Annotated in this window: 12 protein-coding genes; 8 read left to right on the top strand and 4 right to left on the bottom strand. The window is 34.2% G+C overall.

All coding sequences use genetic code 11. The features are described 5' to 3' along the window. Nucleotides 1-25 precede the first annotated feature (25 nt). From ACWNCI_RS09380 to ACWNCI_RS09370, 3 genes are all read left to right on the top strand, one after another. Complete coding sequence (locus tag ACWNCI_RS09380; RefSeq protein WP_449388091.1) at nt 26-3,139, top strand: efflux RND transporter permease subunit; 3,114 nt, start codon at nt 26-28, stop codon at nt 3,137-3,139. 29 nt (nt 3,140-3,168) lie between these two features. Beyond that, nucleotides 3,169-4,575 (top strand): efflux transporter outer membrane subunit, encoded by a 1,407-nt coding sequence (locus ACWNCI_RS09375; protein WP_449388090.1) that lies wholly within the window; start codon nt 3,169-3,171, stop codon nt 4,573-4,575. A gap of 212 nt (nt 4,576-4,787) precedes the next feature. Then, on the top strand, nt 4,788-6,587 hold the full coding sequence (locus ACWNCI_RS09370) for a hypothetical protein (protein WP_449388089.1): 1,800 nt from the start codon (nt 4,788-4,790) through the stop codon (nt 6,585-6,587). Between the two features lie 110 nt (nt 6,588-6,697). On the opposite strand, the gene ACWNCI_RS09365 is transcribed toward ACWNCI_RS09370, so the two are convergent. Together ACWNCI_RS09365 and ACWNCI_RS09360 are read right to left on the bottom strand one after the other, a co-directional pair. After that, nucleotides 6,698-7,804: a linear amide C-N hydrolase gene (locus tag ACWNCI_RS09365; RefSeq protein ID WP_449388088.1), complete on the bottom strand. Its 1,107-nt coding sequence runs from the start codon at nt 7,802-7,804 to the stop codon at nt 6,698-6,700. Between the two features lie 565 nt (nt 7,805-8,369). Beyond that, on the bottom strand, nt 8,370-9,161 hold the full coding sequence (locus ACWNCI_RS09360; RefSeq protein WP_449388087.1) for a helix-turn-helix domain-containing protein: 792 nt from the start codon (nt 9,159-9,161) through the stop codon (nt 8,370-8,372). Between the two features lie 129 nt (nt 9,162-9,290). Here ACWNCI_RS09360 and ACWNCI_RS09355 point away from each other — a divergent pair, with 129 nt between their 5' ends. From ACWNCI_RS09355 to ACWNCI_RS09335, 5 genes are read left to right on the top strand one after another with little or no spacing between them, the layout of a single operon-like run. Continuing rightward, nucleotides 9,291-10,613, top strand: a complete 1,323-nt coding sequence (locus ACWNCI_RS09355; RefSeq protein WP_449388086.1) for a TolC family protein — start codon at nt 9,291-9,293, stop codon at nt 10,611-10,613. Nucleotides 10,614-10,616: 3 nt separating this feature from the next. Then, nucleotides 10,617-11,675: an HlyD family secretion protein gene (locus ACWNCI_RS09350; RefSeq protein WP_322924644.1), complete on the top strand. Its 1,059-nt coding sequence runs from the start codon at nt 10,617-10,619 to the stop codon at nt 11,673-11,675. Continuing rightward, nucleotides 11,676-13,265, top strand: a complete 1,590-nt coding sequence (locus ACWNCI_RS09345) for an efflux MFS transporter permease (protein WP_322924646.1) — start codon at nt 11,676-11,678, stop codon at nt 13,263-13,265. A 23-nt stretch (nt 13,266-13,288) separates the two neighbouring features. Further along, complete coding sequence (locus tag ACWNCI_RS09340; protein ID WP_062676339.1) at nt 13,289-13,696, top strand: hypothetical protein; 408 nt, start codon at nt 13,289-13,291, stop codon at nt 13,694-13,696. Nucleotides 13,697-13,709: 13 nt separating this feature from the next. Next, nucleotides 13,710-14,066, top strand: coding sequence for a hypothetical protein (locus tag ACWNCI_RS09335; protein ID WP_449388085.1), 357 nt, complete (start codon nt 13,710-13,712; stop codon nt 14,064-14,066). 862 nt (nt 14,067-14,928) lie between these two features. On the opposite strand, the gene ccoG is transcribed toward ACWNCI_RS09335, so the two are convergent. Further along, on the bottom strand, nt 14,929-16,386 hold the full coding sequence (ccoG, locus tag ACWNCI_RS09330; protein WP_322924650.1) for a cytochrome c oxidase accessory protein CcoG: 1,458 nt from the start codon (nt 16,384-16,386) through the stop codon (nt 14,929-14,931). A gap of 30 nt (nt 16,387-16,416) precedes the next feature. Continuing rightward, nucleotides 16,417-16,593: a cbb3-type cytochrome c oxidase subunit 3 gene (locus tag ACWNCI_RS09325; protein WP_322924652.1), complete on the bottom strand. Its 177-nt coding sequence runs from the start codon at nt 16,591-16,593 to the stop codon at nt 16,417-16,419. Between the last annotated feature and the right edge of the window lies 1 nt (nt 16,594).

Genomic DNA, 16,594 nt, shown 5'->3' with positions numbered 1-16,594 from the left:
GTCAATCAATACATAAATCTAAGATATGTTACAAAAATTTATAGACCGCCCGGTTCTGTCAACAGTAATTTCGGTGATTATTGTGATACTGGGATATCTTGGTCTTTCGTCAATTCCTATTTCACAATATCCTGAGATTGCGCCGCCTACAGTTGTTGTTTCGACTTCTTACCAGGGAGCGAATGCTGATGTGGTGATGAATAGCGTGATCGTTCCCTTGGAGGAGCAGATCAACGGTGTGGAAGATATGACCTATATGACTTCTACGGCGAGCAATGATGGTTCTGCAAAGATCTCTATTTATTTTAAATTGGGAACGGACCCTGATCTGGCAGCAGTCAATGTTCAGAACAGAGTGTCCAAAGCATCAAGTTTATTGCCTCAGGAGGTTACCAAATCGGGTGTTACCACACAGAAGCAACAGAGCAGCAATGTGATGATCTTCTCTCTTTACAGCGATAACCCGTCATTTGATCAGAAATTCCTTCAGAATTATGCCAATATCAATCTGCTTCCGGAGCTCAAGCGTATTAATGGAGTAGGTGATGCATCTGTCTTCGGAAGTATGGATTACTCCATGCGTATCTGGCTAAAACCTGATGCAATGGCGAATTATGGATTAATTCCGACTGATATCAGCAATGCTTTGGCAGAACAGAATGTAGAAGCGGCACCTGGGAAATTCGGTGAAAAAGGAAATCAGGCCTTCCAGTTTACAATTAAATATACAGGCCGTCTAAAATCGGTTTCAGAATTTGGAGATATTATTATTAAAGGGAATTCAAAAGCTAATATTCTGAGATTGAAGGACGTTGCCAGGATAGAACTGGGCTCGCAGAGTTATTCGAGTTCGTCAACAACTAACGGAAAACCTTCGGTGGGTATTGGAATTTCGCAGACTTCCGGGTCAAATGCCCATGAGCTGATTCAGCAATGTCAGGCAACAATCGAAAAAGCAAGCCAGTCATTTCCTGATGGCATCAAATATACAGAATTGATGAATGCTAATGATTTCCTTAATGCGTCGATAGAAAAAGTAATCCATACGCTGATAGAAGCTTTTATTCTTGTTTTTATTGTTGTATTTATTTTCCTGCAGGATTTCCGTTCAACTTTGATTCCGGCCATTGCAGTCCCGGTTGCGATTATCGGGACGTTCTTTTTCCTTAATTTATTTGGATTTACGCTTAATCTTTTGACACTTTTTGCATTGGTTCTGGCCATTGGAATTGTAGTGGATGATGCTATTGTTGTGGTAGAAGCTGTTCATGCTGAGCTGGACCAGGGAGTAGAATCTGCCAAGGAAGCAACATCCAAAGCGATGAACGGAATCAGTGGAGCGATCATCTCGATTACTTTGGTAATGGCTGCGGTGTTTATCCCCGTATCATTTATTTCTGGTTCTACAGGCGTTTTTTATAAGCAGTTTGGTTTAACATTAGCGATAGCGATTGTCATTTCGGCGGTTAATGCATTGACATTAAGTCCTGCATTATGTGCTCTTTTCTTAAAGCCTCATCAGGATTCTGAGCATCATAAAAAGGGTTTCTTACATAGATTTTATACCTCGTTCAACGTTGCATTCGACGGAATGACTCAAAAATATAAAGGCGGCGTAAAGTTTTTAATCAAAAGAAAATGGCTTGCAATTGTTTCCATCGTTGTATTTGGAGGACTTTTCTGGTGGCTGATGAAAACAACACCATCGGGATTTGTACCCAACGAAGATCAGGGTGTTTTATTTGCAAACATCAGTCTTCCTGCGGGGTCATCGCTGGAAAGAACAGCTGAGGTCACCGAGAAGGTCGATCACTTGATAAAACAATTACCGGAAGTACAGACGACACTCAGACTTAACGGACAGAATTTCATCGCCGGAGCCGGAGGTTCATATGGAATGGTAATCATAAAACTTAAACCTTGGGATGAAAGAAAAGGGAAAGGTCAGGATATCAACAGTATCACGGGGAAACTCTTTGGAATGACGGGGAATATCCGTTCTGCCAATGTCGTTTTCTTTGCTCCACCTACACTTCAGGGCTTCGGAAACAGCAGTGGTTTCGAATTTCAGCTTCAGGATAAAACCGGCGGAGATTTGAATACCTTTAACAATACCAGTAAAAAATTTCTGGCCGCACTGAGCAAACGTCCGGAAATTCAGTTCGCTACAACATCATTTGATAACAATTTCCCACAGTATGAAATGAATGTTGATGTGGAAAGAGCAAAAGAAGCCAATGTCTCCGTCAGTACTATTCTTAGTACGATGCAGGGCTATTATGGCGGGGTTTATTCTTCCAACTTTAATGATTTTGGAAAACAGTACCGGGTAATGTATCAGGCAGATGATCAGTTCCGCGCGAATCCTGAAACCCTGAATAAAATTTATGTCCGTACCGATGATAATGTAATGGCTCCGATTACCCAGTTCATCACAATGAAAAAAATATATGGTGCTGAAGCGATCAACCGTTTCAACCTATTTACCTCTATTGCAGTGCAGGGTTCGCAAAACAGCGGTTATAGTTCAGGAGATGCCATTAAAGCGATTGAAGAAGTGGCCAAAAAAGAACTTCCTGTGGGTTTCGGATACGAATTTTCCGGATTGACGCGTGAAGAAACATCCAGCGGTTCTCAGACTGTTTATGTTTTCGTGCTTTGCCTGGTATTCGTTTACTTCCTGTTGAGTGCGCAATATGAAAGTTATATCATTCCTTTTGCGGTGTTGTTATCATTACCCTTAGGTTTGGCGGGAGCGTTCATTTTTGCTAAAATATTTGGTGTGCAAAACAATATTTATCTTCAGATTACCCTCATTATGCTGATTGGGCTTTTAGCCAAGAACGGAATTCTGATTGTAGAATTTGCATTAGCGAGGAGGAAAGAAGGTTTAGGCCTCGTTCAGGCTGCTGTAGAAGGTGCGGTGGCGAGACTCCGACCGATTCTGATGACCTCTTTCGCTTTCATTTTAGGATTGCTTCCTCTGATGCTTTCGACAGGTGCGGGTGCCGTAGGGAATAAATCGATAGGAACGGGGGCTGTTGGAGGAATGCTGTTTGGGACAATTCTCGGTGTTTTTGTCACTCCTGCCTTATTTGTCATTTTTCAGTCTTTACAGGAAAGATTTAGAAAAAGCTGATCATCAATTTATAACAAATAAGAATCATTATGAAATTAAATAAAAATCATATCATAGTATTGGTGGCTGTTCTCAGTGTGACTTCCTGTAAAGTGACAGATGCTTATCAGAAACCAGCTGCGAAAACAGAAAATATTTACAGGACAGACCGACCGGCAGAAGACAGTACTTCTATCGCCAATCTGTCGTGGAAAGAGCTTTTTACTGATGCTCAGTTGCAAAATCTTATTCAGGAAGGATTGAATAATAACACAGACATCAAAAATGCGATTCTGAAAATATCGGAATCGCAGGCAAGTCTGACACAGGCTAAATTAGGTTATTATCCAACACTAGACGGATCGTTTAAGGTCACTCACTCAAAACAATCAGCCAAATCGCTGAATTTGGGTGGATTAAGTAATCAGATCAATCTTAAAACGACGACCTATCAGTTGGGATTATCAGCAAGTTGGGAAGCTGATATATGGGGAAAGATCGGAAGTTTAAAACGCAAGGCTCTGGCCAATTATTTAGAAAGTGAAGCGGCGCAGCGTGCTGTTCAGACCCAATTGATTTCCAGTATAGCCACGTATTATTATCAATTATTATCATTGGATAAACAACTGGAAATTACAGAGGAAACTATAGAAAACAGAACGAAAGATGTAGAAACAATGAGGGCGCTGAAGGAAAGTGCTGTAGTGACAGGAGCTGCGGTGGTACAAAGCCAGGCCAATAAATTTTCTGCCGAAGTTTCTGTTCCGGATTTGAAAAAACAGATTCGTGAAACCGAAAATGCATTAAGTGTACTTCTAGGAAGAACACCTGGCAAGATAGAAAGGGGTTCACTGGATGACCAGACTTCAGTCGGCAGCATCAGTACCGGAGTTTCTTCCGATCTGTTAAAAAGACGTCCGGATATCCAGCAGGCAGAGCTGCAGTTCAGATCAGCTTTTGAAGATGTAAATGTTGCAAAAGCTAATTTTTATCCAAGTCTTACATTAACTGCAGAAGGAGGCTTTGCTTCTTTAAAACTTAAAGATTTTTTTAATCAGTCTGTCTTTTATAATCTCATAGGAGGTTTGGCGCAACCCATTTTTTCACAAGGTAAGAATAAAGCGAGCTTAGCCATTGCGAAAGCACAAAAGGAAGCTGCCTATAACACCTATCAGCAAACCATACTGAATGCCGGACAGGAAGTTTCCGATGCTCTTTTTTCGTATGAAAATGCTCTGGAAAAGCAAAAGATCCGAACAGAACAACTGGTCTATCTCAACAAATCGGTAGAATTTACCAAGGAATTACTGCGTTTCACGTCCAATACCAATTACACCGATGTTTTGACGTCTGAGCAAAGCTTACTTGCAGCCCGCCTGAAAGGAATAAGTGATAAGTTACAGGAGTTACAGGCGATTGTGGATCTTTATATTGCTTTGGGTGGAGGATTATATTAGTTATTTAATAGCTTTAGAATGGCACCACGACCTTAAAATGGTGTCATTTAGATACATTTGTGACAATTTTCTTAATGTTTATTTTGAGCTACTATAATAAATAGGACTTGATATAATTTACCTGACATTTCTTTGGATTTAGTGCCCATATTTACATATCTTTTTGGCTTATAAATTGATAGTATGAACGGTATTGAATTTCTGGTGGAGTGATGAACAAATCGGTTGTAATTTTGGTTTTCTTTGTAAGCTGTTTTTCTTTTTTTTACGCACAGGAGAAAAAAGATTCGATTTATTATAAAATTGAAAAATTTTCGGACAAAAGGAAAGTTACCAAATTCATTCATCGTTTCATATTTCGTAGAGAAGCAGATTCGACTTCTGTAAAAACAACCACTGAAAAACTGTCGCAGGAAACTTACAACGGAAAGTACATAAGAAATATTCGGGTAGAAACAATTGATCCATTTGGATATGGTTCCAAAGACAAAAAAGAGAAATCCAGATGGTACGACTGGTTTACAAATCATCTGCATTCCAACACAAGAATTTCTACGGTTAATAATTATCTGCTTTTTGAAAAAGGAGAAGAATATAATGCGCAAAAAATCTATGAATCTGAGCGTTTGCTTAGAACAATGCCTTTTATAAACAGGGTTAATATCAGTATTTCGGACAGTACTTCTACTAAAGATTCTGTGGATGTAGTGGTAAAAGTTCTGGATTCCTGGAGCTTGAAACCGAGAGTCAGTTATTCCGGAAGCAAAATTGGCTTGGGAGTTACCGAAGAAAATGTACTCGGTTTAGGGCATGAATTAGATTTGTTTTACAGAAACGATTCTAAAGAAAAGCAAGACTATCTTTTTGGAAGTTATACGGCCTACAATCTTTTTGGTTCTTATATTAATGCTCAGGTGTTGGGAGAAAGAGATTTCTCTAAAAATGAAAGAATCAATTTTAATGTAAGAAGAGATTTTTTCTCACCATTAACGAAATGGGCAGGTGGTTTTTCTTTTGAATATTTTATGCGGAATGTTGCGCTTCCGATAGAAACGGATACCACTTTTCCGGAAGTCCAGATTAAAGTCTATAGTCAGGATTTATGGGGCGGTTATCAGATTCCCGTTTCTTCGAATTCCAGTGAAAAAATATCCAGTAATATTGCCCTGATCGGAAGATTTCAAAATTATCAGTATAAAGACAGCCCGGGAATTGACCAGTATCAGTATTTCAGTTCATACAGTAGTTTTCTGGCATCCGCCGGATTTATTCAGAGAAAATTTGAACTGCAGAAAAATATTTTTCAATATGATTTGCCGGAAGATATCGCTTATGGAACTGCTGTGAATGTTACTGCCGGTTTTTTATCTAGAAGCAATAAAATGATACCGTATGCCGGAATTTCTGCAACGTATGGCAGCTTTATAAAACTTGGTTATTTCAGTCTGAAAGCTCAGTTAGGACGTTTTTTTAATGAGGATCGGCAAGACCGTGAGTCTTTCCGTTTAGATGGAATGTATTTTACAAATCTGATGGATTGGAAATTTGCAAAAGCAAGACATTTCTTTTCTCCGACTTTGGCATTGGGAAACCCGCAGCATAATTATTCTTACATAGACCGAATTAATCTTTCTTCAGGGGATGAATTTCCGGTTTATAATGCAGATTATATAGGGACTAAAAAATTGGTTTTACGATATCAGCTTCAGCTTTTCATTAATAAGACCTGGAAGAATTTTCATTTCAGTCCATATTTAACTGCGGCAGCCGGATGGCTAAGTATGCCTGACGAGAAATTATTGAAAACAAGAACAAACACTAAAATAGGAATTGGGGTTTTGATCAATAATCCGTATCTGGTTTTCAACAGGATTCAAATTTCTTTTATGTATTATCCTCGTGTTCCGTTTGATAATAATTCGCTTTTTGATTTTAACAGCAACCGTAATAACGTTTTATCAATGAATAGTTTTGGTACCGATATTCCGCATTTTGTAAATTTCGGGAATTGAATTAGATTTTACGATAATTATATATAATATTTAATATAGTTCACGAACATGCTATTGACAAAAATAAAATTCCGGATATTTAATAAATCGAATTTTGTATAATATAAATCTCAGTAAGATTCCGGTAAAATATTGTGAAAGAATTTAACGATATTCTTTTTCAATTTCTCAAAAATATCGGAAGTTCCAAATTCTTTGTTGTCGTAGCCGATCGGAAATCCTTTGTCAACATATTCAATATTTTTTGCCTCTGTAAGATTTTGGAAGTTTTTGTTGACAACTCCAGTTTCATCTGTGTGTATGTCTAAATATTTTACTGGAGCATTTTTAGAAAAATCCAATTTGCTAATCTCTATTGTCTTGACTTCTCTTTTCAAATCTGATCTAAAGTATAGATTCATTTTCTTTGTATCAATAACAATCTGCCATTCTCCCGGATGTATAGAATTCAAAATATTCCAGGCATAATCAACAGGTCTTTCGTCGTACTTATAATTCTTCAACATATAGTAGGCACGATTGTAGCGGTCTTCCCATTTTGTACTTTGATCAAAATTAAACTTTTCCTTTCCACCAAGGAAATCAAATTTTTTAGCAGTAGACAGGTCCTTATGATATTGATTGTTGCACAAAAGAGGCATTGGCATTTCTTTATTCGTCAATACTTTGTATTTACCGTTTAACAAAGCTATAGTTGCGGAATTTCCTTTGGCATCGGTCAGAAAAAAATGACTACCAGCTGCATTGGGCCACCAATCAATATTTGGACCGCCCTGAAGGTGGTCTATCACTTCTTTTACAGTTTTATAATTGTCCAACTGATACTGAATCCACTGTGCCCAAAACATATTGGGTTGCTTAGGATTATAAACTTTAGTGGTTTCTTCTAAATATAATTCCACTAAAAAAAGTCCTTTTTCATTTACTCCATAGCAAGGGAAATCATATCCCAAAAGATTAAAGGTGACGGATCCGAATTTTGAAGTCCATTGCGTATTGAATTGTAAATGATCTGTTGTCAAGTTTTGCCAGCTGATATTTCTTTTAAGAACGTCACGCTTGTTCACTACAATCATTCCGGGCATTGTTTTCCAATTCTCATTGAAACCAATGACATTATAATTTTTACCTGTAAGTAAAAACGCTGAGCAGGCCTGACTTTGATTGGATAGAATAAGAGTACAAATTGCAAATATTCGCAGGAACAAAAACTTCATATTAAATAATTTATGAATTTATTTATAATCAACAAATATAATAAGATTCATTAAAAGTATTTTTTAAAGGTAATTAAATTTAATACTTGCTTAGTTGTATAAAATATGACGGTGTTTAACTAAAAGTATTAGCTTAACGAACCTTAAAAATTTAATTTATATTGAAAATATATTTTGGTACATTAAATTATATAATTATCCATTTTATTTGCTCGTGCTATCATAAAAATACACGGCATTTTTTGATTATTCGAATTGAAATAATAATTGCTAAAATAGAAAACAAATTGAATGTAGATGAAATCGTAGCCACCCTTTAAAATAAAAATCCTCTGATAACAATAGTTTCAGAGGATTTTTTTGTACCCATAACCGAAGAAATATCGAAACATTTGGTGGAAGATTTGGAAAGAATTTCTGAAATATTACCTGGAAAATACTCCCAAAAAAAGAAGAATTAGTTAATATATTGAGTATGCTAAAAATGTCTTATTAAAATTTAATTATTTGCAGGGTACTGTCCGTTGAAATATTTTTATTTTTGAATATTTTCAGGTATAGTATTTCAATTATTTAATTTCCTTAAATCTGAAGGTCTCGATCTGGTAAATTCGCGGAAAGTATCACTAAATGAGCTTACAGAATTATAACCCACGTTATATGCAATTTCATTAATGGACTTATTTGTATTAAGAAGAAGTTCAATGGCCTTAATAATTCTTAAAGTTTTTAAGTATTGGAGAAAAGAAATATCCAAATCTGTTTTAAAAAGACGCGATAGAGAGCGTTCACTCAATCCAAATTTTTTACTTATACTAGCAAGACTGTGTTTTTCTTCTATTGTACATTCAAGATAAGAAACAATATTCCTAGTCATCTTGTTTTTGGTGGCAGGAAGAATAATGGGCAAGGGTTGTTGATGGGTTTTGGGTAGAATTTTTTTTAATGCTACTAAAAATTCAAAATTTTCATCAGTAGATATTACATGTCTCTCATCCCATATTTCAGTATACTTGATCATTTGTATTAAAAGTTCTGTGGCAGGATAAATACCAAGACGACTGAAAAAAGGATCAGACAAATCGTCATGAGCAAAGAAATATAATGATCGTAATACTGTTGCAGAATGACCAATTTGTAAAATATGTTCCAAACCCTGCGGAATCCAGAAGAAATGTCTTGCGGGAACAACATATGTCCGATTATTTATAGTAATATAAGCGATACCTCCTTCAACATAACTAAGTTGTCCTTTGGTATGTCTATGAACCGGGATCAATTTTTCAGATTTTTCATGCATTACAAATACACTTTTATCGTTCTTATCAATATCTGGTAGTAAATTAATTAATCCCATACTAATGTTGTATTTATTGATAACAAAGATAATGAATTTGGCCGGAATCATGAAAAGAATGACTATTGTCGATAAATTTTTTTTATGTAAATAATGTAGATTTGCAATACAATGATTCTAAAATTTTCAATGAAAAATTATCTCACTGGATTTCTAATGTTTGGAATAACTTTTTCGACTTGGGCCCAGAGTTCTGTTTGGAATGCAGACACATTAAAACTCTCACTAAAAGACGCTTGGAACAAAGCAGAGGAACACAGTCGCGATATTAAGATAAAACATTTGGAAGTGGGTATTTCTGCTGAAGAAGTAAAAGATCTTAGAGCGGAGCGGCTTCCCGAAGTGCAGATAAAAGGAAGTGCAGAAAAAGCAAGCAATATACCGATTTATGAAAATGGCTTATTTTCAAAACCAAGTCAACATGAAGTAATACATACACTCTACAGAGCAGGTGCTGATTTTTATCTTAATCTCTATAATGGAAATAAACTTAATCTACAAATTAAAGAAGAAAAAATACTTCACGAGATTTCTGAAATTAAGAGAGAGCAAACTGTTTCTGATATTCACTACAAGACGGCTGCTTTGTATTTAGACTTACAAAAAATATTAATTTTCAGAAAACTTATAAAAGAGGATATTGAAGACCAAAAAAAACAGCTGAAAGAAATACGTAGCTTATTAAAAAACGGTGTTGTACTAAAGAGTGACGTTTTGAGAATAGAGCTTGAGCTCTCCAGACGTGAAATGGCATTAATTACGATAGAAAATGATATTCTTATTGCTACTCAAAAACTGAATATTATTATTGGAGTTCCTGACGAACAAATTGTAGTTCCAGACGAACCGACTTACATTTGGAACAATACCACCTCCTACGAAGAATATTTAAAAACGGCCTTAGAACATTCATTTGATTATCACATTTCAGAACACAAAACAGAGCTCAGTAAAATAAAAATAGATCAAATTAAATCTAATGTAAGACCCAAAATTGGAATGTATGGAGAATTTTATTATGCAAATCCACAAATTTTCTTATTTCCTTACAATCCATATTGGTATTCTTTGGGGGTAATAGGGTTAAGAGCATCTTTCAATTTATCATCTTTTTATCATAATACCCATAAGGTAAGAGCTGCCAAAATAGAGTTTGAAAAAGAAGAAGAAAGTTATAAAAATACCGAAGATAAGGTAAGACAACAAGTAAAAGAAGCTTACCTGAGGTATCAGGAGGCTTTAGAACAGATAAAAGTTGCTGAGGCTAATCAGGCTCATGCGAAAGAAAATGCAAGAATTATTAAAAATACTTACTTTAATCAGACTTCTTTAATTACAGATTTGTTAGATGCAGATGTACAACTTCTGCAGACAAAGTTCGAGCTTGAAGCAGCAAAAATAATGGCACAAAATAAATATTACTTACTACAAAATATAATAGGTATTTTATAAATCATGAAAAAAAAATATACGGTAACTGATAGATTTGTTACTAAAATTACAGGGTGGATTGCAAGTTTAATTCTTTTGGGGCTTATAGTTTGGGGGGGAGGATCCTTAATGGATTATTATAAATATGAGCAAACAAATGATGCACAAATACAAGAGTATGTTAATCCTGTTATTTCTAGGGCTGGAGGCTTTATAGTTGATGTTAAGTTTGAAGAAAATCAAAACGTAAAAAAGGGAGACACAATTTTGGTGATTGATAATAGAGAATATGTTCTTCAACAAGAACAAACACAAGCATCTCTTGCAAAAGCTGAGGCTCAGCTTGTCGTTTTAGGAAGTACAATTAATACATTGGAAAATGAAGCTTCTTCTTCTCAAGCACAGATTGCCGCAAATAAAGCGAAGGTATGGAAACAAGGATTGGATTATGATAGATATCTGAAACTATATAATGAAGAATCTGCTACTAAACAACAAGTCGAAAAAGTTCAGGCACAACTTGATGTAGATAAAAGTGAATATAGATCATCTCAAGAAAACTACGCTGCATCAGTTTCAAAAATAGAAGATATTCGCGCAGAAAGAAATGTTGTAAAGGCTGAAATTCAAAGGTTGAAATCATTGCTAAATAGACATAAATTAGATGTTACTTATACGTACATTACAGCTCCTTATAATGGCAGAATGGGAAGACGTACAGTTGAAGTGGGTCAAATGATTGATGCAGGGGAAACTCTTGCTTTTATTGTAAATGACGATACAGATAAATGGGTCGTTGCAAATTATAAAGAAACTCAAATTAAAGATATGAGAATAGGTGATGAAGTAAAAATTATCGCAGATGCATATCCTGAAAAAGAGTTTAAAGGAACTATTATTTCTCTTTCACCTGCTACGGGTTCTAGTTTCTCGTTACTCCCACCTGATAACTCTACAGGTAATTATGTTAAAATTGTTCAACGTATACCCATAAGAATACGAGTAGATGGTTCGAGGAAAGAAATAGATGTTTTAAAGGTAGGTATGAATGTTAACGTATTTGCGTCTAAAAAGCATAGTTAAATGAAGACAGCAATCCCAATATTTAAATCTTGGATTCCTGACTGGATGGTGAAAATAGTACTTTTCAGTATGACCCTACCTGGAATTGTGATTTTCTTTCTTCCTCTAGCTAACATCAATGCAGCAGCAGGCTATTATGGAAGTGAACCCGCAGATATGCAGTTTGCAGTGGCTCTTTTTTACGCCGGATACGTAGGATTTTATTCTCTGGAAAGAAGGTTCTTTACTTTTCTAGCTGCGAAAGAATATTTTATAATTTTTACTACTCTGCAAATGCTTGCTTGTTTGGTATGTTACATTACAAAAGATGTTTATATATTATTTCCCGTAAGGTTTATACAAGGAATGTTGTTTGCATCCAATGTGAATATCTCTTTATCTTTAATGTTTACAAGGTTGAAAAGTGAACGTGCGAGAGAAATTGGTTTTTCAGTATTTTTTGGAACTTTGCTCTGTGCTTTGCCTTTCAACAATTTGGTTACCGCGGAATTAATAGATTCTTACAACTTTAACATCGTTTATAAGTCTGCAATATTCTCCTTCTTTCCAGGTTTACTGTTTATAATAACAGGAATGAATTCATTTCGGTTACACGTTAAATTTCCTTTATACAAATTGGATTGGCAAAGCTTTGTAATGTACAGTGCTATTCTGTCACTTTTAGGTTATATTACCATATTTGGACAAGAGTACTATTGGCTTGATGATGTCAGGATTTCCGGTAGTGTATTAGCTATAATAATTCTGTTAATTATTTCTATATTTCGTCAGAAATCATTGAAGCGACCCTATATCAATTTACGTATTTTTTCTTATCGAAATTGTAAAGTAGGTTTAGTTGTGCTTTTTGTTATGTATATCTGTCGGTTTGCGTCAGGTATTACCAATAGCTATTTCACGGGAGTATTGAAGTTTGATCCTTTTTACCTCTCTTACATGAATGTTTTTAATATTTTAGGGATAATAGCTGGAGTTATTATTTCTGCTGCGATGATTCTGCAGAAAAAAAGAATCAGAAATATTTGGTTATTAGGATTTTGTTTATTGTTTGTTTTCCACGTAAGGATGTATTATCTTTTTGATATACAAGCTGATGAATTTAATTATTTTCTACCATTATTTCTTCAGGGAATGGGTGTAGGTTTTATTATGGTACCCACAATTGTTTATATTATTGCCTCTGTACCAGTCTCGTTAGGTCCATCTGCTGCTGCTGCTGCATTAGCTATAAGGTATTTTGGTTATGCTGTAAGTATTGCTATTATAAATTATTTCGAGCTTTTCAGAAAAAGTATGCATTATAATGCTTTTCAGGATCATTTAACAAAAATAGATCCTATGGTAAAAAACTTTTTGCATAAGCAAAATACAAAACTTAGTACCAAAGGTATGCTGGAGGGAATATCTTCTAAAGCTTCTGAGAAATTACTTATTAAAAATCTTACTATGCAAACACAGATCCGTTTTGCTATGGATTATTATGAGATGATGGCTATTTTCTTATTAATCATTATGGTACTTATTGCAATATTCCCGTATGTTAATAGGACTCGTGTATATCTTAGATCCCGAAGACTTTCACCGGCTTAAACTTTTTAATCAATACTTATATTATGAAATTAAAACATATATTAATTATTCTTTTGATATTAAATGGTCTTTTTTCCTGTAATAATGATGACAATACTTTTCATCTGAAAACAGTGAAGCTTCTTGAATATTCAAAGAATTTACCCGAACAAAAGCTGTATATAAAAGCTTTTTCTGATGATTTACCAGAGTCGATTGCGCAAACTGAAGAATATCCAAGTACATTACCATTGCCGGCAACTCTAAAAATGTATCCTTCGCCAAGCATGAACCTATACGGGAAAAATTACCACCTGGAGCTTTGGGGCGGGATTTCAGGATATATTGGAAGGTGTGATATTGATATGGATGACTATAAAATTGTTTTCCCTATTGATATGGAAATTGAAAACGATAGTTTAAGTATTTCGATGCAAGGCACCTGGGACTAAGAATAAAACAAGTATGGAGGAAATAAGAATTTTTAGTGAAACTATATCAGAACTCCTAGACAGTGGGTATCTTTTACAAAATGAACTAACGGAATATTTAAATTTAATACAAAATATTAAAACAAAAGGTTCTGAAATTCCAGCTTCTGGGTTCAAAGTTGATAAAATATATAAATGTTATGACGATAATTCTGAAATAATTTATGTTTTTGCAATATCAAATTCAAATAACAATATAAAAGGAATAACTACTTCAATTCGCGTAGATGAAAACATTATTGAGTTCTCGGAATTGTTCAAGAAAATTAGAAAAGGAATAGAGAAATTCGGAAATTATGTTTTTGGAATAAATAATAATAAAATATTTTAACAATTAATTTAGTATCACTTATGATTAATTAAAATTAATCATAAGATTGCGTAATGCAATCTTATGACCGAAAGTGAATAAATTAAGAGTTATTCTATATTTTGAGCCTTTAATAGCTTAAGAAATTTTTAGAATAGCTTTTATTATTTTTTCGGTGGATTACTATGGGCTACTTTTCAAAAAAATCTAAGATAGTAAACAGGCATATAAGAAGACAGGTTATAGTTTTTATATGAATCAATTTTCTTGTGTTTTTGTTCGTAAAAACGGATTTTCATCTTCCATCAAGTCTTTGACCTTTGAAACAATAGTTTGTAGATATTGTAAACAAAATTTTGACTTTTCAATCACGATCTTGCATAAAGATCTAGATTCTGCTATTATATCAAAATTCTATTTGCGTATTAATTCTTTTGACTTTTATTTTTTCATTATCAATCGAAACAATGATCAAAATTTCTTTTTCGTTTATGACAAAACACAAATAAATTTGTACACTGAACAATAGTCTTGATTCTTTAAAACAAATTACTGAACAGGTTGTCTGGTAAAGAATTGTAATTTAACAGTTATAAACAATGCGAATATGTTTTATCTTAAAAAAAGTATCTAATTCTTTGTTGATGAGTATGGAATATTGTGATTAAAACAAGTTTTTTTATGTTGAGAAAATACGATTTGTTCACTCTGACATTACATCAAGTTATTGAAATATTTTAAACTAAATTAACGTAGTTCACTAAAAAAAGAGTACCTATCCAGTTTCATCTTTTTAAATGTATGTGTGAATAGGTGATAAATTAATGACTAAAGCTATAGTTTAAAACACTTTTAATATTGGCTACGTTTGCTATGATGACTTTTAAGGTATTTGTAATTTAAAAGGCCCTTCAAAGTAAGTCTGATAAGAATCAATTAACTTCCCATTTAAATCATATACACCTATAGTAATATTCTGTTTGGAAAGATTCATTTGTGATTCTGGAAAGCTGATGTTGATGGTTCCTTTTGATATTTTATCACGATCTACGACTATTTTACTAGAAGCACTATAATTAATTTCAGCATGTGCCGGTTCGATAACTTTTATAGTAACAATTTTTTTATTATTTGTCTTATTAAGAAATGTGTAATTATACGTATTGATAATTTTTCCTTCTCTTACAAAAAATGTACTACCTGCAGGTTTGATAAACTTCGCTTCCATATCACCTCTGCTTGACAGAAGGAATCCAAGGAACCCGATCAGCAATATCAGAATTGCTGCAAAACCTTTCATTCTGCTAGTAAACTTATAAGGAGTCCCGGTCTCAATCTCTTTTTCTGATGCGTATCTGATCAAACCTTTTGGCAAACCTACTTTTTCCATTATTTCGTCACATGCATCTATACATGCAGTACAATTTACGCATTCCAATTGCTGTCCGTCTCTAATATCGATTCCAGTAGGACAAACTGCAACACATTGATAACAATCGATACAATCACCTTTTCCTGTAACTTTTCTGTCTTCCCCTTTTCTCCATTTAGAGCGGTTTTCACCTCTTTTGAAATCATAAAATACATTAATAGTTTCCTTATCAATTAGTACACCTTGTAACCTTCCATATGGACAAACCAATGTGCAAACCTGCTCTCGAAACCATGCAAATACAAAATAAAAAGTGGCTGTAAAAAGAATCATAACAATAAAGTTGGTGATGTTCTCAAATGGTCCTTCCGAGATAATTTTAAACACTTTTTCGTAACCAACAATATACATAAACATAATGTGGGTTATGATGAGAGAAATGATAATATAAATAGCCCATTTTAGAGTCCTTTTCCAAATTTTTTCAGTATTCCATTCCTGTCGATCAAGTCTCATTTGTTTATTGCGATCACCCTCAATCCAAAACTCTATTTTTCGGAAGACTGATTCCATAAAAATTGTTTGAGGGCATATCCAACCACAAAAAATTCTTCCAAAGGCAATAGTAAAAACAATAATGAAAATAAGAGAAGCGATAGCACCTAGGGTAAGAATAAAAAAATCCTGCGGATAGAAAGGTTGCCCCGCAATAAAATATTCTCCATTAATGACATTTAACAAAAAGAAAGGGTTTCCATTAATTTTAATAAATGGAATGACAAAGTACATAATCAAAAGAGTATAACTTACTAGATCTCTGTAATTAGTGTATTTACCCTTTGGTTTTTTTGGAAAAACCCATTTTCTCTTACCTGATTGTTCCATTGTTCCTATAGAATCTCTATAGGTCTCAGGGTTTAAAACTTGCCCCTGTCCGCCGCGAACGACTTCTTCATTTATTTCTGACATTTCAGTGTTAGTATATATAAATTGTAATTCTTATTGATCATCACGGAGGGGAGCACGCTCTGCTTCATGATAAAATTTTTTTGGTCTTGTGAAAACATAAAGTATGAGAATAACAAAAAAAAATAAAAAAATAATCATGGATAACGTTTGATAAAATCCTGCATAATCAGTATTTGCTAAAATGTCTTTAAAGTTTTGAGGAATCATT

The sequence above is a fragment of the Chryseobacterium lineare genome, assembly GCF_977014045.1.
This window is presented reverse-complemented; position numbering and strand designations above follow the sequence as displayed.